The 19,850-nt window shown below is 72.0% G+C and carries 16 protein-coding genes; 11 read left to right on the top strand and 5 right to left on the bottom strand.

What is annotated here, in order from left to right; genetic code table 11:
• Positions 1-977: 977 nt before the first annotated feature.
• Positions 978-2,186 carry an imidazolonepropionase gene (gene hutI, locus EKD16_RS07280; RefSeq protein ID WP_131097687.1) on the bottom strand — a complete coding sequence of 403 codons (1,209 nt, stop codon included), beginning with the start codon at positions 2,184-2,186 and terminating at the stop codon, positions 978-980.
• Positions 2,187-2,477: 291 nt separating this feature from the next.
• Positions 2,478-3,968, bottom strand: coding sequence for a GTPase HflX (gene hflX / locus EKD16_RS07275; RefSeq protein WP_131097686.1), 1,491 nt, complete (start codon positions 3,966-3,968; stop codon positions 2,478-2,480).
• A 243-nt stretch (positions 3,969-4,211) separates the two neighbouring features.
• Here hflX and aceB point away from each other — a divergent pair, with 243 nt between their 5' ends.
• From aceB to EKD16_RS07240, 7 genes are all read left to right on the top strand, one after another.
• Positions 4,212-5,816 carry a malate synthase A gene (gene aceB, locus EKD16_RS07270; RefSeq protein ID WP_131097685.1) on the top strand — a complete coding sequence of 535 codons (1,605 nt, stop codon included), beginning with the start codon at positions 4,212-4,214 and terminating at the stop codon, positions 5,814-5,816.
• A 147-nt stretch (positions 5,817-5,963) separates the two neighbouring features.
• A complete protein-coding gene (locus EKD16_RS07265; RefSeq protein ID WP_131097684.1) occupies positions 5,964-7,427 on the top strand; it encodes an FAD-linked oxidase C-terminal domain-containing protein in 1,464 nt (487 codons plus the stop codon).
• Between the two features lie 153 nt (positions 7,428-7,580).
• Positions 7,581-8,831 (top strand): FAD-binding oxidoreductase, encoded by a 1,251-nt coding sequence (locus EKD16_RS07260; RefSeq protein ID WP_131097683.1) that lies wholly within the window; start codon positions 7,581-7,583, stop codon positions 8,829-8,831.
• 47 nt (positions 8,832-8,878) lie between these two features.
• Positions 8,879-10,207 (top strand): (Fe-S)-binding protein, encoded by a 1,329-nt coding sequence (locus EKD16_RS07255; protein ID WP_131097682.1) that lies wholly within the window; start codon positions 8,879-8,881, stop codon positions 10,205-10,207.
• 283 nt (positions 10,208-10,490) lie between these two features.
• Positions 10,491-11,387, top strand: a complete 897-nt coding sequence (locus tag EKD16_RS07250; protein ID WP_131097681.1) for a hypothetical protein — start codon at positions 10,491-10,493, stop codon at positions 11,385-11,387.
• The gene (locus EKD16_RS07245; RefSeq protein ID WP_165498514.1) at positions 11,384-11,629 is read left to right on the top strand and encodes a hypothetical protein; all 246 of its coding nucleotides are present in this window, start codon (positions 11,384-11,386) and stop codon (positions 11,627-11,629) included. The genes EKD16_RS07250 and EKD16_RS07245 overlap by 4 nt, the downstream gene beginning before the upstream one ends.
• Positions 11,629-11,895: a hypothetical protein gene (locus EKD16_RS07240; RefSeq protein ID WP_131097679.1), complete on the top strand. Its 267-nt coding sequence runs from the start codon at positions 11,629-11,631 to the stop codon at positions 11,893-11,895. The genes EKD16_RS07245 and EKD16_RS07240 overlap by 1 nt, the downstream gene beginning before the upstream one ends.
• A 29-nt stretch (positions 11,896-11,924) precedes the next feature.
• Here the strand turns inward: EKD16_RS07240 and dapF are convergent, their stop codons facing one another.
• Positions 11,925-12,749, bottom strand: a complete 825-nt coding sequence (gene dapF, locus EKD16_RS07235; RefSeq protein ID WP_131097678.1) for a diaminopimelate epimerase — start codon at positions 12,747-12,749, stop codon at positions 11,925-11,927.
• 149 nt (positions 12,750-12,898) lie between these two features.
• Here dapF and miaA point away from each other — a divergent pair, with 149 nt between their 5' ends.
• Both miaA and EKD16_RS07225 read left to right on the top strand, forming a co-directional pair.
• The gene (miaA, locus tag EKD16_RS07230; protein WP_242677277.1) at positions 12,899-13,861 is read left to right on the top strand and encodes a tRNA (adenosine(37)-N6)-dimethylallyltransferase MiaA; all 963 of its coding nucleotides are present in this window, start codon (positions 12,899-12,901) and stop codon (positions 13,859-13,861) included.
• Positions 13,862-14,077: 216 nt separating this feature from the next.
• Positions 14,078-14,839: a VOC family protein gene (locus EKD16_RS07225; protein ID WP_131097677.1), complete on the top strand. Its 762-nt coding sequence runs from the start codon at positions 14,078-14,080 to the stop codon at positions 14,837-14,839.
• Between the two features lie 25 nt (positions 14,840-14,864).
• Here the strand turns inward: EKD16_RS07225 and EKD16_RS07220 are convergent, their stop codons facing one another.
• Positions 14,865-15,545 carry a class III extradiol dioxygenase subunit B-like domain-containing protein gene (locus EKD16_RS07220; RefSeq protein ID WP_131097676.1) on the bottom strand — a complete coding sequence of 227 codons (681 nt, stop codon included), beginning with the start codon at positions 15,543-15,545 and terminating at the stop codon, positions 14,865-14,867.
• A 344-nt stretch (positions 15,546-15,889) separates the two neighbouring features.
• Here EKD16_RS07220 and EKD16_RS07215 point away from each other — a divergent pair, with 344 nt between their 5' ends.
• Together EKD16_RS07215 and EKD16_RS07210 are read left to right on the top strand one after the other, a co-directional pair.
• Positions 15,890-16,657: a TetR/AcrR family transcriptional regulator gene (locus tag EKD16_RS07215; RefSeq protein WP_165498513.1), complete on the top strand. Its 768-nt coding sequence runs from the start codon at positions 15,890-15,892 to the stop codon at positions 16,655-16,657.
• A 121-nt stretch (positions 16,658-16,778) separates the two neighbouring features.
• Entirely contained in the window at positions 16,779-18,071 is a 1,293-nt protein-coding gene (locus EKD16_RS07210; protein WP_131097674.1) for a cytochrome P450 family protein, read from the top strand.
• Positions 18,072-18,157: 86 nt separating this feature from the next.
• Here EKD16_RS07210 and miaB read toward each other — a convergent pair whose 3' ends face one another.
• A complete protein-coding gene (gene miaB / locus EKD16_RS07205; protein WP_341351887.1) occupies positions 18,158-19,624 on the bottom strand; it encodes a tRNA (N6-isopentenyl adenosine(37)-C2)-methylthiotransferase MiaB in 1,467 nt (488 codons plus the stop codon).
• Positions 19,625-19,850 lie beyond the last annotated feature (226 nt).

Here is a 19,850-nt window from a genome sequence, read left to right as displayed (position 1 = left end):
GGCCGCTGTCTGATCGAAACCCTGCAATAGGTAGCACCGGTCCCATCGAGTCTGTCTGCAGGGTTGGATTCGGCGTCGAATCCAACCCTGCAGACAGACTCGGCGCGGCTTGGCCCGTCTATCGCGAACTTATGGTCGCAGGTAAGCGTATTCCGCGGCCATAAGTTCGCGATCATCGCCGGATGGACCGGCATAGGGGACCTACCGGCGCCGGTGCGCCGGCTGGGTGTCGCCGTGTCCCCTGCCGGGACCGCACAGGGCGGAGGCAGCGCGGCGGGGCGCGGTCGCGGGCGCCCGCGTGGCCCGGGAGTGCGCCGGATCGGGGCCCGGGGGCGACGACGCGTCGCTCGTGGCGCCCCGGCGTCGCCGCCGGGAGCTCCACCGCCCGATGGGGTGGGCTTTTGGGGGTCTATGCCCGTTTTGCGGGTGGCCTCGGCGGGCGCAGTGGCCACGAGGCGCACGAAAAGTTGATGTCGGGGCTGTTTTCGCGCCATTCGGCGCGCCTCGTGGGCCGTCGCCGTCGCGGCGCGGGGGCGGGCCTACCGGAAATTCGGGCATTGGTGGACGAAACGCCCCGTGTTGTTTCGTGTCGCGGAATGACAGGGTGAGGGCGTCGCCTCGGGGCGACACCGAGGCCGATACCGCCGCACGTACGTGCATCTCGTGCCCCCACCCGGCTGCCACCGCCCCGACCATCCCAGGCCCGGCCCCGGCCGGCGTCCTCGCCGCCCCCGTCGGATGCCCAACCGGCGAGCACCCGAACCGATGGGTGCGGGCTGGGCCATCCGCTACCGTCGCCGCTGGTTTTCCGAGGTCACCCGCATCCAGGCAGCCAACAAGGCCGCCCAGCAAACCGAGGCGGCCCCCACCAACCCCACCGCCCCCACCGACGCCAGCGCCGCGTGCCGAACGATTGCGGACACCGCCCGTCCGGCTCGCTCATCCGACACGCGGGAGTGCGGAGGTGACGATCGCTACTAGCGGATCGTCTCGCCGCCGCGCCAGACGCGGATGGTGTTGAGGCCGTAGGACCAGGCGAAAGCGCCTTCGTGGTCGGCGTCCCACTGGACGATGTCGGCGTACTGCCCCGGCGCCAGGACGCCGCGGTCACTCAGTCCCAGCGCGTAGGAGCCGCCGACAGTGGCGGCGCGAAGAGCCTCCAGGACGCTCATGTTGAACATGGAAACGGCCATGGAGATCGCCAGCGGCAGCGACATGGTGCCCGACTGGCCGGGGTTGTGGTCGGTGCCCAGGCCGACCGGAACCCCGTGGTCCAGCAGCGACCGCACCGGCGGTGTGCGGCGTTCGTGCAGCGAGGTGGTGGGGCAGACGACCACCGGCGTGGAGGTCTTGGCCAGCGCGAGGACGTCGTCCTCGTCGGTCTCGTGCAGCAGGTCGACGGAGGAGCACTGCATGTCGGCGCCCATGCGCACCGCGCCGTGGCGGGGTTTGGCGCAGGCGTGCATGTGGGTGGTCAGCCCCACCCCGCGCCCCGCCGACAGCAGGCGGGCTGCGTCTTCGGTGGTGAACTGGTGGTTGTCGCAGTACACGTCGACCCCGTCGGCACCGGCCTGGGCGGCGTCGCTCAGCCAGGAGGCCACCGCGCCGACGTAGTCGCGGGGGCGGCCGAAGTACTCCGGCGGCACGGCGTGGGCGGCGAAGAAGGTCGCCTGCAGGCGCGGCATGCCCGGCTCCTCCTCCAGGGCCCGCAGCAGCCGCACGTCGGCGAGCTCGCCGTCTCGGGTGAGGTGATAGCCGGTCTTCGCCTCGACGGTGGTGCAGCCCGAAAGCACCCAGTGCCGCAACCGCTCGCGCACCGCGTTGCACAGTGTCCACGGATCGGTGCCGCGGGTCACGGTGACCGTCGAGGCCACGCCTCCGCCCGCGCCTGTGATCTCGGACTTGGACGCGCCGCTGGCCCGCATGGCGACCTCGGCGTAGCGGTTGCCGGCGTAGACCGGGTGGCAGTGGGCGTCGATCAGCCCGGGGGTGACCAGACCGCCGCCGATGTTGTCGACCTCGTCGACGTCGACGATGTCCTCGATGACGCCGGGCAGGCTCTGCGGGAGGTCGGCCGCGGCTCCGACCCAGGCGATGCGGTCGTGGTGGACGAGCATGGCCGCGTTACTGAGCAGATCGGTGCCGGTCCACAGCCGCCCGATGTTGGTCAGCAGTCGTACTGTCATCGTCTCACCGGCCCGCCCCAGTAGTCATGGCCGCCGGATCGCGGGTGCGGACCGGTACACGCGAGCGGACATAGGCGACCTCGATTTCGACTCAACTGGCGGGGGAGGTGGTGCGGCCGGGGAGGCAGGCGACTCACGGGTCTCGTGCCAGTGGCAAAAACCGTAGTTCATCCGCCGACGCCGTGTACACCTCTTCGACCGCTCATTCGGCGCCTGGCGATACAACGGCGGAACCCCGCCCGGGGTTCCGCCGTGTAGCGTATCCGCGGTGTTGTGTGGCGCGGGGTCGCCTCAGAGAGCGGCGTAGGCGTCCAGCTTGCCCGCGAGCAGCCCGGGCACGAATGCGTGCAGCCGGGTGCCGTCGCAGGTGTGCTCCTCCTCGACGATGCGGCCCTCCTCATGGACGCGGGACAGCAGGTCGCCCCGGCCGTAGGGCAGCATGACCCGCACTTCGCTGCCCGGGCTGGGCAGCGCCCCGGCCACGGCGTCGATCAGTTCTTCGACGCCCGCGCCGGTGCGCGCGGAGACCTCGATGGCGTCGGGCTCCTTGACCCGCAGCTGCTTGATTACGAGCGGGTCCGCCGCGTCGGTCTTGTTCAGCACCACGACTTCGGGCACGCTGCCGGCGCCGATCTCGCCGAAGACCTCGCGCACGGAGGACAGCTGCTGCTCGGGGTCGGGGTGCGAGGCGTCGACGACGTGCAGCACCAGGTCGGCGTCGGCGACCTCCTCCAGGGTGGACCGGAACGCCTCGACCAGCTCGTGGGGCAGGTGGCGGACGAATCCGACCGTGTCGCTGAGCGTGAACGCCCGGCCGTCGGGCGTGCGCGCCTGCCGCACGGTGGGGTCGAGGGTGGCGAACAGGGCGTCCTCGACCAGTACGCCGGCGTTGGTGAGCCGGTTGAGCAGGCTGGACTTGCCGGCGTTGGTGTATCCCGCGATGGACACGGCCGGCACTCGGCGTACCTGGCGCTTGTCGCGCTTGACGTCGCGGGAGGTCTCCATGTGGCTGAGCTGGCGCCGGAGCTTGGCCATTTTGGCGTTGATGCGCCGCCGGTCGGTCTCGATCTTGGTCTCGCCGGGGCCGCGCAGACCCACACCGCCGTTGCCGCCTCCGGCACGGCCGCCGGCCTGGCGGGAGAGCGTGGTGCCCCAGCCGCGCAGGCGCGGCAGGAGGTAGCTGAGCTGGGCGAGTTCGACCTGGGCCTTGCCTTCGCGGCTACGCGCGTGCTGGGCGAAAATGTCCAGGATGAGCGCGGTGCGGTCGATGACCTTGACCTTGACGATGTCTTCCAGCTGGCGCAGCTGGCCGGGCGCGAGTTCGCCGTCGCAGACCACGGTGTCGGCGCCGGTGCTCTCGACGATCTCGCGCAGCTCCTCGGCCTTGCCGCGGCCGATGTAGGTGGCGGGATCGGGCTTGCGGCGCCGCTGGGTGACGCCTTCGAGAACGGCCGCCCCGGCGGTCTCGGCGAGCTGCTTCAACTCGGTGAGCGAGTTGTCCGCGTCCTGCTGGGTGCCGCTGGTCCACACGCCCATCAGCACGACGCGCTCCAGGCGCAGCGACCGGTTCTCGACCTCGGTCACATCGGTCAGCTCGGTGGAGAGCCCTTCGACCCGGCGCAGCGCATGGCGCTCGGCGAGTTCCAGCTCGCCCTGCTCGGGCCGGTCGAAACCGGCGACGCCCTCAGTGGTGTGCGGCCGGGCCCCGGCCGCCGAGCCCGCGTGCTCCGCGCCCCGGTGCGGGGCGGGGCCGAGCGGACTGCTGTCAACGAAAGTATTCATATCCCTCCAGTTGATGGAACGCCGGGACCGCGGGAACTTGTTCCCGCCGATCGATGGTGGCACGCCGCGCGCCGGCGAGCACCCGCTTTTCTTCCGGCCACGCCGCGGAAAAAGCGGCCGACCTTTCCACCTGGGCAAAGAGTGGCCGGCCGCCCGGCCCGGCCTCCGTTGACCGTGATCGAACCCGACAGTAACGTCAATTCCACATACCAGAAGTTGTTTTCGCTTCGTGGAAGGATTCCGATGGCCGCCACCACCGGGGTCGAGATCACCGGCCCCATGCACGAACGCTACGACCAGATCCTCACCGACGACGCGCTGGCGCTGGTCGCCGAGCTGCACCGGCGGTTCGAGGGGCGCCGCCAGGAACTGCTGGCCGCCCGCGCCCGCCGCCAGGAGCAGATCTCCGCGGGCGCCGATCTGGACTTCCCGCCGGAGACCCGCCACATCCGCGAGGACCCCTCGTGGCAGGTCGCCCCGCCCGCGCCCGGCATCACCGACCGCCGCATGGAGATCACCGGCCCCACCGACCGCAAGATGACGGTCAATGCGCTCAACTCCGGCGCGAAGGTTTGGCTGGCCGACTTCGAGGACGCCAACACCCCGCTGTGGGAGAACATGATCGGCGGCCAGCTCAACCTGCGCGACGCGCTGGACCGCACGATCGACTTCACCACCCCCGAAGGCAAGTCCTACGCCCTCAAGGACGACGCCGAACTCGCCTCGATCATCGTGCGCCCCCGCGGCTGGCACCTCGACGAGAAGCACATCCTCGTCGACGGCCGGCGCGCCGCCGGCGGCATCGTCGACTTCGCGCTCTACCTCTTCCACTGCGCACAGCGCCAGCTCGACAAGGGCAAGGGCCCCTACTTCTACCTGCCCAAGCTGGAGAGCCACCTCGAAGCGCGACTGTGGAACGACATCTTCACCGCCGCCCAGGAGCACCTGGGCATCCCCCGCGGCACCATCCGCGCCACCGTGCTGATCGAGACGATCCCCGCCGCCTTCGAGATGGAGGAGATCCTCTACGAGCTGCGCGAACACTCCTCCGGGCTCAACGCCGGGCGCTGGGACTACCTCTTCAGCATCATCAAGGTCCACCGCACCCGCGGCCGCGCCTTCCTGCTGCCCGAGCGCAACGCCGTCACCATGACCGCGCCGTTCATGCGCGCCTACACCGAACTCCTGGTGCGCACCTGCCACAAGCGCGGCGCCCACGCCATCGGCGGCATGGCCGCGTTCATCCCCAGCCGCCGCGACCCCGAGGTCAACGAGCGCGCCCTGGCCAAGGTCCGCGACGACAAGGCCCGCGAGTCCGGCGACGGCTTCGACGGCTCCTGGGTGGCCCACCCCGACCTGGTTCCGGTGGCCAAAGAGGTCTTCGACGGCGTGCTCGGCGACGCGCCCAACCAGCTCGGACGCCTGCGCGAAGACGTGTCGGTCAAGGCCCAGGACCTGCTCGCCGTCGACTCCGCCGAAGGCGGCATCACCGAGGCCGGCCTGCGCGGCAACATCAACGTCGCCCTGCAGTACCTGTCGGCGTGGCTGGGCGGCAACGGGGCGGTGGCCGTGCACAACCTGATGGAAGACGCCGCCACCGCCGAGATCTCCCGCTCCCAGATCTGGCAGTGGCTGCACAACGACGTCACCCTCGACGACGGCCCGAAGGTCACCCGCGACCTGGTCCGCCGCCTCATCGACGAGGAGTCGCAGGCAATCCGCGAGCAGCACGGCGAGGCCTTCGACCCCGACCTCTTCGCCCGCGCAATGGAGCTGTTCACCGAGGTCTCGCTCGCCGACGACTACGTGGAGTTCCTGACGCTGCCCGCCTACGAGCGCATGCCCTGACACGCAGCGGCGCGGTCGGCGCGCGGGAGGAACCGCGCACGCCGACCGCGCCGGGTTGGCCTTGCCCCCGCGCGGGAAGTGGGGGAGAGTACGGACCTACCGCGGCCGATCCGCCGGGGTGCCGAGAACGGGGAGGGCGAGCCCCACATGCCGCGACCGCTCACCGCGCTGATCCCGCGACTGCGTGAGATCTGCGGCGACGACGGCGTCATCACCGACCCCCACCGCCGCCGCACCTACGAAAGCGACGGCCTGACCTACCACGCCAACACGCCCGGCGTGGTGGTGCTGCCCACCAGCACCGAGCAGGTCGCGGCCGTGGTGCGGCTGTGCGCCGAAGCCGGCGTGCCGTTCGTGCCGCGCGGCGCGGGCACCGGGCTGTCCGCGGGCGCGCTGCCCGACAGCGACGGCGTCCTCGTCGTCACCTCCCGGATGCGCCGCATCGTCGAGATCGACCCCGCCGACGAGCGCGCCGTCGTCCAACCCGGCGTCGCCAACCTGGAGGTCACCCGCGCCGCGGCGCCGCACGGCTACTACTACGCCCCCGACCCCTCCAGTCAGCAGGTGTGCTCCGTGGGCGGCAACATCGCCGAGAACTCCGGCGGCGCGCACTGCCTGAAGTACGGGTTCACCGTCAACCACGTGCTCGGCCTGGAGGTCGTCACCCCGCAGGGGGAGGTCGTGCGGATTGGCGGCAAGGCCGCCGACGCCCCCGGATACGACCTGCTGGGGGCCTTCGTCGGCTCCGAGGGCACCCTGGGCATCGCCACCGAGATCACCGTGCGGCTACTGCGCGCTCCGCAGAAGGTGCGCACCCTCCTGGCGGCCTTCGAGACCATGGACGCCGGAGGCTCGGCGGTCTCCTCCATCATCTCCGCCGGTGTGCTGCCCGCCGCCGTGGAGATGATGGACGCGCTGTCCATCGAGGCCGCCGAAGCGGCAGTGGCCTGCGGCTACCCGCCCGGCGCCGGTGCGGTGCTGATCGTCGAGCTGGACGGTCCCGCCGCCGACGTCGACGCCCAGTTCGAGCACGCCACCCGGCTGTGCCGCGAGGCCGGCGCCTTCGAGGTCCGCACCGCCGACGAGCCCGCCGAACGCGCCCGCATCTGGAAGGGCCGCAAGTCCGCCTTCGCCGCCGTGGGCCGCATCAGCCCCGCCTACATCGTCCAGGACGGCGTCGTGCCGCGCACCGCACTGCCCGAGGTACTGGGCCGCATCGCCGAACTGTCGGCCGACTCCGGCATCCGCGTGGCCAACGTCTTCCACGCCGGCGACGGCAACCTGCACCCCCTGGTCCTGTTCGACGACGCCGAGCCCGGCGCCTCCGAGCGCGCCGCCGAGGTCTCCGGCAAGATCCTGGATTTGTGCATCGAGCACGGCGGCTCCATCACCGGCGAGCACGGCGTCGGCGTCGACAAGGCGTGCCAGATGCCGGAGATGTTCTCCCCCGCCGACCTGGAGACCATGGACCTCTTCCGCTCCGCCTTCGACCCCGCGGGGCTGGCCAACCCCGACAAGCTGCTGCCTACCCCGCGGCTGTGCGGGGAGCGGCCCGGTATCCGCAAGGGCGTGCACCCGCTGGTGGCCGAAGGCGCCGCGGAGCAGTTCTGAGGCCCCGACGAGCAGCGAAAGGCAGACCAGGCAGATGAGCACCGCCGACATCCGCCGCAGACCGGGGCGCCGCGGGCGGCCGAGGCGGTCGGGCCCGACCGCGGCCGCGGGACGCCGCCCCGGCCAGACGTTCCACGAGGCGGGAGCACACCGGTGACACAGGAGGACACGGTCGCGAACCCCGAAACCGAGGCGCTCGCCGAAGGCGGCGCGGTGGTGCGCGAGGGCACCCCCGGCGACGCGGCCGCCGGACGCGCCCCCCGCTACGTCGCCCGGCCACCCGACACGGCCGCGGCGTCGGCGCTGCTGGCCGCCGCCCACCGGCGCGGCCTGACCACCGTGATGCGCGGACACGGCACGGCGTCCGACTGGGGCGCCCCGCCCGAACGCTGCGACGTCGTGCTGGAGACCACGGCGCTGAACGGCGTCGAGCACGCCGCCGGCGACCTCGTCGTCCAGGTCGGCGCCGGCACCCCGCTCGCGGACCTGCAGGCCGAGCTCGCCGCCGCCGGCCAGCGGCTCACCCTCGACGCGCTGGTTCCCGGCGGCACCGTCGGCGGAGCGGTGGCCACGGGGCTCTCCGGTCCGCGGCGACTGCTGCACGGGCCGCTGCGCGACCTCATCATCGGGATGACCGCCATCCGCGCCGACGGCGTGGCGGCCTCCTCCGGCGGCCGCGTCGTCAAGAACGTCGCAGGCTACGACCTGGGCAAACTACACACCGGGGCGTTCGGCACACTCGGCCTGATCACCTCGGTCACCTTCCGGCTGCATCCGCTGCCCGAGGCGCTGCGCACCGTCGGCGCCACCGCCCCAAACCCAGAGACGGCCCAACAGTGGACCCGCGACGTGCTGGCGTCGGGCACCGTGCCGGCGGCGGTCGAACTCGACTGGCCCGAGACCGGGCCGCTGACGCTGCGCGTACTGCTGGAGGGCGCCGAAGGCGGCATCGACGCCCGCGCCCGCGCCGTCGCCGACCTGATGGCGGGCTCCGGTATCACCGAAGGCCGCCCCGCCCACTGGGGAGTGCTGCCCGGTGAGGACGAGGACACCCTTCTCAAGGTCGCCGTGCCCATCAGCGAGGTCGCCGAGGCCGCCCGCCTGCTGCACGAGGCGGCCCAGCGGCAGCACACCACCGCCGCCATCAGCGGGTCGGCCGGGGCCGGTGTGCTCTTCGCCGCGCTGCCGGCCTCCGCGCACGCGGAGTCGGTCGATGCCGTGGCCCGCAGTGTGCGCGCGGCAGTGGACGGCAGCCTCACCGTCGCCCGTCCCGCGCCCGCCCTCGCCGACGCCGACCTGGACCGGTGGGGCGAGGTGCCCGGGCTGGAGCTGATGCGCTCCGTCAAGCAGCGGTTCGACCCCCACCGCCTGCTGGCCCCCGGCCGTTTCGCCGGCGGGATCTGAACAACCGTGCCAGGCCGAGTCGACACCGTGCGGAAAGGCAGGACGCCGTGACCGACAGCGAAACAGCCTCCGGCTCCCGCGAAGGCTCCCGCTCCTTCGACGACCTCCTCGCAGACTGCGTCCACTGCGGATTCTGCCTGCCGACCTGCCCCACCTATGTGCTGTGGGGCGAGGAGACGGACTCCCCGCGCGGACGCATCCACCTGATGGGCCAGACCCGCGAAGACGACGTACTCAGCGAGGCGGCGGTCAACGCCTTCGACAACTGCCTGGGCTGCCTCGCCTGCGTCAGCTCCTGCCCCTCGGGGGTGGCCTACGACGCGCTGATCGAGTCCACCCGCGCCGAGGTCGAGCAGGAGTACCGGCGCCCGGTGAGCGAACGGGTGCTGCGCGCGGCGATCTTCGCGCTGTTCCCCTACCGCCGGCGGCTGGAGCTGATGCGCTCCCCGCTGAAGGCGTACCAGGCCAGCGGGATGGCGAACCTGGTGCGCCGGTCCGGGCTGCTGGAGCGCATCTCGCCGACGCTGGCGACTATGGAACGCATCGCTCCGCCGATGACGGGCTCGGTGCCGCGCCTTCCGGAGGTCGTCCCGGCACGGGGGCGGCGCCGCGCCGTGGTGGGCATGCTCACCGGCTGCGTGCAAGGGGCGTTCTTTCCGCAGGTCAACACCGCCACGGCACGGGTACTGGCCAGTGAGGGCTGCGACGTCGTCATTCCCCGCGAGCAGGGCTGCTGCGGTGCACTGTCGTCCCACACCGGCCGCGCGGCCGAGGCCGCCGGCTTCGCCCGCGCCACCGTCGCCGCGTTCACCGCAGCCGGTGTCGATGTGGTGGTGGTCAACTCCGCCGGGTGCGGCGGCACGATGAAGCACTACGGGCGGCTGCTGGAGGAGGCCGGCGCAGACGCCGACGAGGTGCGCCGCGCCGAGCAGCTGTCCGCGCGGGTGGTGGACCTGGCCGAGTACCTGGCTTCGCTGGTCCCGCGGGCGAAACGCCACCCCCTGCCGGTGCGCGCCGCCTACCACGACGCCTGCCACCTCTCCCACGGCCAGCAGATCACCGCCCAGCCGCGCGAGTTGCTGCGCGCGATCCCCGAACTGGAGGTGGCCGACCTGCCCAACCCGGAGATCTGCTGCGGCTCGGCCGGCGTCTACAACCTGCTGCGCCCGCAGGCGGCTTCGGACCTGGGCGAACGCAAGAGCGAGGACGTCCGCTCAACCGGCGCCGACCTGCTCGTGGCGGGCAACCCCGGCTGCTCGCTGCAGATCGCCTCGGCCATGGAACGCGCCGGCACACCCATCTCGGTTGCCCACACGGCCCAGGTGCTCGACGCCTCGATCCGCGGCCTCGACGCGGGGGCGCTGTTGGGCCGCTGAAAACCGGTGGAACCGCGCCACTCCCGGTTTCGGTCGGTCCCGCGGTCACGGCCGTCGCTGCCCGCCGCGCGGAGCACGCGCGCCGGGCCGGTCGGCTGTAGTGAGATCTGCGCAGGTCACGATGGCGAACGTAGATGACGCGACCGCCGAGGCGTCCTTGCGCAGCGTCATGGCGACATCTCGACGAGTATCGGGCACGTTCGGTAACCAACCGCACCCCCGAATCCCGAGGAAATTCCCGGAAACCGCGGTGGACCTGGGCGGGTGTCGGTAACTTTCCGCTATGCCCAGCACAGATCACGAGATGCCGCTGGAGTTCCTGCGCAACCGCCCCGAGATGGCGGCCCGGCTGCTGGAGTCCTTCGGCTTCGACGTCCCCGAGCACGACCGGGCCGAGGTGTCGGCGGCCGAATGCACCGACATCCAGCCCAGGGACTACCGCGCCGACGGTGTGGTGACCTTCTCGCGAGGGGACACCGTGCGCATGGCGGTGGTGGTGGAGGTGCAGCGAAAGCCGAGCACCCGCAAGCGCTACTCCTGGCCCGTCTACGTGGCCACCGTCCGCGCGCGCCTGGAGTGCCCCACGGTGCTCCTGGTGATCTGCGAGGACAAGGCTACGGCCGAATGGGCGGCAGAACCGATCCCCTTGGGAAACCCGGACTCCTACCTGGTGCCGTTGGTGCTCGGGCCTGACCAGGTACCGGTGATCACCTCCGCGGAGGAGGCGCGGGGCATGCCGGAGATCGCGGTACTGTCAGCGCTCGCGCATGCCGAAGAGAACGTGAAGACCATGCTGGCCTGCATGGAGTCCCTTGAGATGCTGCGTGAGGACACCGCCAGACTCTACTATGACTTCATAATCTCAGCGGTGCCAGCAACGGCCCTACGCAACTGGGAGGAATCGATGGGGACAACCGCCGACAAGTACCGCAGTGAATTCGCTCGCAGCTACGTCAGCGAAGGAGAGGCGCGCGGCGAGGCGCGCGGCGAGGCACGCGGCGAGGCACGCGGCGAGGCACGCGGCAAAGCCGATGCGATCATCCAGATACTCGAAGATCGCAACATCGAGGTGCCACCCGACGAGCGCAGCCGGATCCTGGCATGCACCTGCGAAGAGACGCTGCGCTCTTGGCTGACCCGCGCCGTCACTGCCACATCGACCAGCCAACTGTTCCGGTGAATCGGCCCGATGATGTTGGAGCGCTGACGAGGTCTGCCGACATCCCATACCGCAGCGACTTCGCCCGCAAGCACTACGCCGAAGGCGAAGCCAAGGCTATTCTCCAGGTACTCGATGAGCGCAACATCGAGGTGCCACCCGGGGAACGCAGCCGGATCCTGGCCTGCACATGCGAGGAAACACTCACGTCCTGGCTCACCCGCGCCCTCACCGCCACATCCACCGACCAACTCTTCCGTTGATGCCGTCCGACGACGACGGAGCGCTGATAAGTGCTCCTGAGAACAAGTACCGCAGTGAATTCGCTCGCAGTTGCGTCAGCGAAGGAGAGGCGCGCGGCGAGGCACGGGGCCTAGCCAACGCGATCATCCAGATACTCGAAGATCGCAACATCGATGTATCACCCGACGAGCGCAGCCGGATCCTGGCATGCTCGTGCAAGGAAACACTGACGTCCTGGGTCGGACACGCAGTCACCGCCGATGTCGCCGACCGGCTCTTCGACTGAGAACCCGGTGTTCGAGTCCGGTCGGGCTGTCAGACCTCCAGGTCCATCAGCACTTCCCCCTCGGCGACGATGGCCGCCGGGCCTCGTAGGCGGGCGCCGTCGGCGTCGAGGTAGACGACGCACTCGCCGCCGGGGACCCGCACGCGCCAAGTGGCGCCCTCGCCGGGCGGGGTGGCCGCGGCCGCGACTGCGACGATGCCGGTGCCGCAGGAGCGGGTCTCGCCGGAACCGCGCTCGTTGACGCGCATCTCCAGCGTCCCCGGCGCCGCGACGGAGAACACCTCGACGTTGGCGCCCTCGGGGAACTCTTCGGCGTCCAACTCCGGCTGCCCGCTCAGATCCACCGCCGCGGGGCTGTGGTCCAGTCGGCAGGCCAGGTGCGGATTGCCCACCCATACCCGGATGCCCGCCATCTTGCCGCCGGGTAGCACCGCGCTGCCTTCGCCCCGCAGCTCAGGACGGCCCATGTCCACCGTCACGTCCCCGTTGTCCTCCAGCACCACGCGGCGCTCCCCGGCGCGGGTGCCCACCGACACTTCCCGGCCCGCGACCATGCCGCGCTCGGCGAGGTAGCGCGCGAACACGCGCACGCCGTTGCCGCACATCTCGGCGATGCTTCCGTCGGCGTTGCGGTAGTCCATGAACCACTCGCACTCGGTGGAGGAGGCGGCGGCGCCGGACAGCGGCTCGCCCAGGGCGGCGGTGCGCACGACGCGTAGCACCCCGTCACCGCCGATGCCGGCGCGGCGGTCGCACAGCGCGGCCACCGCGGTGGGGCGCAGATCCAGCGCGCCGTCCGGATCGGGAAGGATCACGAAGTCGTTCTCGGTGCCGTGGCCCTTGGCGAATCGCATGCGCCTCATCCTATGGCGGCACCGCCGGTTGCGCGTGCGGTACCGGACGCGCCCGGCGCGGTCGGTGCGCCGCCGCTGCCACACTGGAAACGGGCACCGGCAGCGGCCGGGCCGACGCGCGCGAACGACACGAACGAGGAGGCGGGTCCGTGGCAGGGCGGCAGGACGGTGGACAGCATCCGGTGGTCGCCGTCGTCGGCGCCACCGCCGCCGGCAAGTCCGACCTGGCGGTGGAACTGGCGCTGCGCCTGGGCGCGGAGTCCGGCGGCGCCGAGATCGTCAACGCCGACTCCATGCAGCTCTACCGCGGCATGGACATCGGTACCGCCAAGCTCGGGCCCGAGGAGCGCCGCGGCGTGCCCCACCACCTGCTCGACATCTGGGACGTCACCCGGACCGCCAACGTCGCCGAATACCAGCGGCTGGCGCGCGAACGCATCGACGGACTGCGCAGCCGAGGGGCGGCGCCGGTCCTGGTGGGCGGCTCGGGGCTGTACGTGCGCGGCGCCTTGGACGAGCTGGACTTCCCCGGTACCGACCCGCGGATCCGGGCCCGCCTGGAGTCCGAGCTGGAGGAGCGCGGCCCCGCCCCCCTGCACGAACGGCTGGCCGAGCGCGACCCGCGCGCCGCCGAGGCCATCCTGTCCGGGAACGGCCGCCGCATCGTGCGGGCCCTGGAGGTCATCGAGCTGACCGGGCGGCCGTTCACGGCGACGCTGCCCGAGCACACCTCGCGCTACCCGTGCGTGCAGATCGGGGTGCACGTGCCGCGCACGCTGCTCGACGCCCGCATCACCGAGCGCGTGGACCGGATGTGGCAGGCCGGCCTCGTCGAGGAAGTGCGCCGGCTGCTCCAACACGGCCTCGCCGAGGGGCGCACCGCCTCGCGGGCGCTGGGCTATGCACAAGTGCTGCGTTACCTGGAGGGATCCCGCACGGAGGAGGAGGCGCGGACGGAGACCGTGCGCCAGACGCGCCGCTTCGCCCGCCGCCAGGAGTCGTGGTTCCGCCGCGATCCCCGCGTGCACTGGCTCGACCACGACGATCCCGCGCTGGTCGAGCAGGCACTGGAACTGGTCCGCACCGCAGCCGTGGCCGCGCACACCGGCTGACACCGCACCCGCAGGAACCCGCGGACCCGCGCAGCCGAAGAGGACACCGCCGAAGGCCGCGGGCTCTCCAGGCGCTCCAGGTCGCTACGGCGCGGGGACCGCACCGAACGCGGCGGCCGCTCGGCTCCTCCGCATCAGCCGCCGACTCCGCCCGCGGCCCCCTCTTGGGACGAACCACCCTGAATGCGCCTTTGCGAACACGGGTACGCCCCCGCCATGGCGACTGCGGTGGAGTACCCGGCGGGGGCACCCTGCTGGATGGAGATGTCGGTGCCCGATCTGGGCCTCGCCAAGGATTTCTACGCCGGATTGTTCGGTTGGGAGTTTGACGACCTGCCCTACACCATGGCCCGCCTCGGCCGACGGCGGGTCGCCGGGCTCAGCGAGCGGTGGGGCTCCGATGCCGACACCGGCGATTCCGCCGCGTGGACGGTGTTCCTGGCCACCCGCGACCTCGACGTCGCCGTGCACACCCTCGCCGGAGCCGGCGGACGGCTGTGCGGGGCGCGCCAAGACATCGGCGACCTCGGCGCGATGGCGCTCGTCGGCGACCCGACCGGCGCCGCGTTCGGGCTGTGGGAGCCGGGCACGCTGCGCGGCTGCGAAGCGTCGGGCGTTGCCGGTGCGCCGGTATGGAGCGAGGTCACCAGCTCCGACATCCTCACCACCAGCTCGTTCCTGGTGCGGCTTTTCGGCGTGGAGCCCGAAACCGTCGAGGGATTCGACTTCATCACGCTCTACAGCGGCGGTACGCCCGTCTGCGGCGTCTACGGCGGCGACGGCCGCCCCTCCCAGGGCGACGCGGCCTGGCTCACCTACTTCGCGGTGGACAGCGCCGACACCGCGGCCGCGTATGCGCTCGACACCGGCGGCGGCGTCGTGCGGCCCGCCGCCGACTCCCCCTACGGCCGCTGGTGCCTGCTGGCCGACCCGTTCGGCGCGCGCTTCGCAGCCGTCGAACCGGCCGAAGCCGCCTGACCCCCTCACCCCGGCGGTTCCCCGATCACCGCCACAGCGCGGTGAAGTAGCCCACGCCGTAGGGCGCTTCGTGGGCCAGCAACTCGCCGCGCAGGCCCGCGCCGTTGGCCGCGCCCGCCAGCACCTGCCAGGCCCCGCGGCCCGCCGCCATCAGTTCCGCAGCCGACTCCGGGTCGACACGCTCGAGCGCGGCCGTATCGGCCTCGGCCAGCGCCCGCGCCACCGTGCTGTCGAACCCTGCGGCACGCGGATCGGGGCGACCCGGGGCGTGTTCGCCGCGGCGGGCACTGCCGTCGCCCATCACCAGCAGCGCCACCCGATCGGCGCTCGCGGCCAGCGCCGCACCGCGCTCGACACACTCCGCCACCTCCGCCTGCTCGGCCACCTCCACGTAGCGGTCGGGCCGCATCCCGGACCGCTCGCAGAGCCACCGCCCCACCGTCAGCGACAGGGGCAGCTCCGGCGGCCCGGAGCCGATCCGCACCTGCACGCCGTAGCCGCCGAGGTCACCGGCTGCGTCGGGGCCGTACTCGCGGTTCCGCGACCCGCACCCGGCGACCGCGACCGCATCGGGGCCGGATGCGGCCAGCGCCTGCACGGCCCGGTCGCAGGCGGCGCGCAGCGCGGCCAACTCCTCGGCGGCACCCCGCGCGACCTGCGGAATCAGCAGCGGCGGATGAGGGCACACGGCCGCGGAGATCAGCACACGGGCGAGGCTACCGCGCGGCGGGCCGACCTCGCCGCACTCGGGGAGCCGGCCGAACCACCGAGGCACCCTCGACTGGACCACAGCGGGCCGCGACCTTCGAAGACTGCGGCGATGAGGCCCGAACCGCAGTGCGTGCGCCCGCCTGCCGCCGCGACTCTGCGGCGGCCACCCGTGGTGGTTCCCGGAGAGCCCCTTTCCCGCGCGAGGAAAAGGATCCGATGCCCGGCCCCCTTGCGCTTTCCGGTGGCGGTGCTAGCGCCAGGGGCGTGACCGGATTTCAAATCCAGTCACGCGGTCAAACGCAAAACCGCCCGCAACGACATTCGAGGAGCCGAACAACCGTGGCACCGCCCGCGCCCGACGAGCGGCCGACCGTCCGACAGACCGATCAGGCCGAAGCCGAACGGGACGCGCGCGCCGAGCGCATCCTCGACGCCGCGACCGAAACACTCGTCGCCCTGGGGTACCGCCGCGTCACCGTCGACGACGTCGCCAAACGCGCCGGCGTCGGCAAAGGCACCGTCTACCTGCACTTCCACACCAAGGAACTGCTCTTCATCACCGTGCTGATGCGCGCCCAGGCGGCGATGGTGCGGCGGCACATCGACGCGATGCGCGCCGACCCGGAGCAGGTGCGCCCCAGCGCGCTCGCCTACTCCAACTACCTGATGGTCGAGGAAGCCCCCATCACCCGGGCGATGCTCACCGGCGACAGCGAGATCCTCGGTTCCCTCGCGCAAATCGGCACCCGCGAACTCGCCGACTTCGCGCGGGCCCGGATCGCCTTCATGACCGACTACTTCACGACCCTTCGGGAGAACGGCGTGGTGCGCACCGACGCCGCCGTGGAACCGCAACTTCACGCCTACTTCCGCATCTTCTACGGCTACATCGCGGCCGAGCCCGTGACCCAGTCCCTGCGCACCGACACTCCCGAGTCCCGCACCGCATCAGACGCCGCAATGCTCGCCCACGTCGTGCGGGCGGCCTTCGAGACATCCTCCGACGACCCCGCACTCGCCCGCGCCGCCGCCCCGCGGATCATCGAGCTGTTCAGGCGGCTGCTCACCCGCGTAACCGAAGAGATCGACAACCAGAAGCGGACCTGAGGCCCCCACCGGGGCGGGCGATCCGCTGACGACCGGAACGGCCGCCCGGCCGCAGCTTCGGCCGGGCCGGGACCGTCCGGCGACCCGCAACCGCCAGGAACGCCCGAAGGAGGGCACCGCCATGAGCACTCCCGCCCCCGACGAGTCCGCGACCCCGGACACAGGCGCCGACACCGTCGACCCGCTGGACCGCGACCTGCTCCTCGACCCCTACACCGGCTTCGGCCGCATCCGCGAACAGGCGCCGGTGGCCCGGGCACGCAACTTCGACGGGTCGCGTATCTGGCTCGTCACCCGCCACGACGACGTGCGCGCGGTACTGGACGACCCGCGCTTCGCCAACGACCCCACGAGCGTTCCGGGCATCGACACCGACAAGCGCGCCGAAATGCTGGTCCAGCTAGGGCTGCCCCGGGAGTACGTCCGCTACCTCGCCGACTCGATCCTGGACACCGACCGGCCCGACCACACCCGGCTGCGCAAACTCGTCTCGCGCACCTTCACCGTGCGCCGCGTGCACGAGCTGCTGCCCCGGGTCGAGGAGATCACCGCCGAACTGCTCGACACACTGCCTGAGCACGCCGACAGCGACGGCGTGGTGGACCTCCTCGAGCACTTCGCCTACCCGCTGCCCATCACCGTCATCTGCGAGATGGTCGGCGTGCCCGAGGAGGACCGCCCGCTGTGGCGCCAGTGGGGGAACGACCTGGTCCGGATGGAGTCGCCGGAGGAGATGAGCGAGGCCACCGTGGCGATGGTCGAGCACATCCGCGCGCTGATCGCGGAGCGGCGCGAGAACCCCGCCGGGCACCTGCTCGACGCGCTCATCGGCGTGCGCGACGAGGACGGCGACCGGCTCAGCGAGGCCGAACTCATCACCATGGTGCTCACGCTGGTCATCGCCGGCCATGAGACCACCGCCCACCTCATCGGCAACGGCACCGCCGCCCTGCTCACCCACCCCGACCAGCTCGCCCAGCTGCGGAGCGATCCCGGGCTGGCGCCGCGCGCCGTCCACGAACTGATGCGCTGGTGCGGCCCGATCCTGGTCACCCGGCCGAGGTGGGCCACCGAGGACATCGCCCTCGCCGACACGGTGATCCCCCGGGGCGAGTCCGTCCAGCCGATCCTCACCTCGGCCAACCGCGACCCGCGCCGCTTCGACGACCCCGCCCGCCTCGACATCACCCGCGCCTACGACACCCGCGGCGAACAGCACACCGGGTTCGGCCACGGCCTGCACTACTGCCTGGGTGCCGCCCTGGCCCGCCAAGAGGGGGAGGTGGCCTTCACCCGACTCTTCGAGCGCTACCCCGGCCTCGCGCTGGCGGTGCACGAACAGGACCTGGAGTGGATGCCGCGCCCGGGGATGCGGCGGCTGATCAAGCTGCCACTGCGCCTGGGACACGGCTGACGCGCACCCGGCGGGGTACGGCGCCGCCGGGGCGGGCAGGCGCGATGCCTCCACCGCCCGCGCGCGGCGCCGGGACCCGCGTACGCTCAGCCTGCCGCGCAACCCCCGGAGGCCGCGGGCAGCGGCTCGGGCGCCCCCACCGAGGGCATGCCCAGCAGCACCTTGGGCTCGGCGGGCGCGCGGCCGTTGCGCGCCGCCCACGCGTCGCCCGCCCGCGTGGCCCGCACCGTGCGCACACCGGAGTCCGCCACCAGGTGGTGCGGCGCGGCGTAGGTGATCTCGACGGTGGCGAAGTCGCCCGGACGGAGCTCGGCCGCGGTGTCGTCGTCGACCGAGAAGTGCACCAGCCGGTTGTCGGGCGCGCGCCCCGACAACCGGCGCCGCTCGCCGTTCTTGCGGCCCTCGCCCTCGGCCACCAGCAGCTCGACCTCGCTGCCGACCAGCCGCCGGTTCTCCTCGGCGGAGATCTGCTCCTGCAGGGCCACCAGGCGCTCGTAGCGCTCCTGGACGACCTCCTTGGGCAGCTGGCCCTCCATCTCGGCGGCGGGCGTGCCCGGCCGCTTGGAGTACTGGAAGGTGAACGCGGCGGCGAAACGGGACTCCCGCACCACGTGCAGAGTCTCCTGGAAGTCCTCCTCGGTCTCGCCGGGGAAGCCCACGATGATGTCGGTGGTGATCGCGGCCTCGGGCATGGCCTCGCGCACCTTGCGCACGATGTTCAGATAGCGCTCCTGGCGGTAGGAGCGCCGCATCGACTTCAGCACCCGGCTGGAGCCCGACTGCAGCGGCATGTGCAGCTGCGGCATCACGTTCGGGGTCTCGGCCATGGCCTCGATGACGTCGTCGGTGAAGTCGCGCGGATGCGGCGAGGTGAACCGGACCCGCTCCAACCCCTCGACTCCGCCGCAGGCCCGCAGCAGCTTGGAGAACGCCTGGCGGTCGCCGAACTCGCTGCCGTAGGCGTTGACGTTCTGCCCCAGCAGGGTGACCTCGGCGACACCCTCGTCCACCAGCGCCCGCACCTCGGCGAGCACATCGCCGGGGCGGCGGTCCTTCTCCTTGCCGCGCAGTGCGGGCACGATGCAGAACGTGCAGGTGTTGTTGCAGCCCACCGAAACCGACACCCACGCGGCGTAGGCCGACTCGCGGCGGCTCGGCAGTGTGGAGGGGAAGGTCTCCAGCGACTCCTCGATCTCCACCTGGGCCTCGCGCTGAACCCGGGCGCGCTCCAGCAGCACCGGCAGCGACCCGATGTTGTGCGTGCCGAAGACCACGTCCACCCACGGCGCGCGGCGCACGATCTCGCCGCGGTCCTTCTGCGCCAGGCACCCGCCCACGGCGATCTGCATACCGGGGTGTGCGTCCTTGACCGGGCGCAGATGGCCGAGATTGCCGTAGAGGCGGTTGTCCGCATTCTCCCGGACCGCGCAGGTGTTGAACACGACGACGTCGGCGGTGGTGTCCTCGGCTGCACGCTCGTAGCCCGCGTCCTCCAGCAGGCCGGACAGGCGCTCGGAGTCGTGGACGTTCATCTGGCAGCCGTAGGTCCGCACTTGGTAGGTACGACTCTGGCTCACGCCCCCAGGCTAGTCCCTGTGCCCACCTTGCGGCGTCCCGCCCGCCCGTCCCTGTGGACGGCCGCGGCCGGGCGAATGCCCCACCCCCTGCGCGACCGGCGCGGACTCCGGTGGGACCCGTCGTAGGCCCCGGGGCGATCCGCACGGTGCCGCAGAACACGACCTTTCGGCGCGGCCGCGCAACCGCGCCGCGACCCGCCGG

The organism is Streptomonospora litoralis, from assembly GCF_004323735.1.
Taxonomy (GTDB): domain Bacteria; phylum Actinomycetota; class Actinomycetes; order Streptosporangiales; family Streptosporangiaceae; genus Streptomonospora; species Streptomonospora litoralis.
The sequence above is the reverse complement of the archived record's forward strand: the minus strand, read 5'-3'. Positions and strand labels throughout refer to the sequence as shown.

What these genes read in the sequence shown, in the direction of transcription:
- dapF (WP_131097678.1), bottom strand. Translation starts at nt 12,749, where the DNA reads ATGCGATTCGCCAAGGGCCACGGCACCGAGAACGACTTCGTGATCCTT.
- aceB (WP_131097685.1), top strand. Translation starts at nt 4,212, where the DNA reads ATGGCCGCCACCACCGGGGTCGAGATCACCGGCCCCATGCACGAACGC.
- EKD16_RS07265 (WP_131097684.1), top strand. Translation starts at nt 5,964, where the DNA reads ATGCCGCGACCGCTCACCGCGCTGATCCCGCGACTGCGTGAGATCTGC.
- hutI (WP_131097687.1), bottom strand. Translation starts at nt 2,186, where the DNA reads ATGACAGTACGACTGCTGACCAACATCGGGCGGCTGTGGACCGGCACC.
- EKD16_RS07225 (WP_131097677.1), top strand. Translation starts at nt 14,078, where the DNA reads ATGGCGACTGCGGTGGAGTACCCGGCGGGGGCACCCTGCTGGATGGAG.
- EKD16_RS07250 (WP_131097681.1), top strand. Translation starts at nt 10,491, where the DNA reads ATGCCCAGCACAGATCACGAGATGCCGCTGGAGTTCCTGCGCAACCGC.
- EKD16_RS07240 (WP_131097679.1), top strand. Translation starts at nt 11,629, where the DNA reads ATGCCGTCCGACGACGACGGAGCGCTGATAAGTGCTCCTGAGAACAAG.
- EKD16_RS07210 (WP_131097674.1), top strand. Translation starts at nt 16,779, where the DNA reads ATGAGCACTCCCGCCCCCGACGAGTCCGCGACCCCGGACACAGGCGCC.
- hflX (WP_131097686.1), bottom strand. Translation starts at nt 3,968, where the DNA reads ATGAATACTTTCGTTGACAGCAGTCCGCTCGGCCCCGCCCCGCACCGG.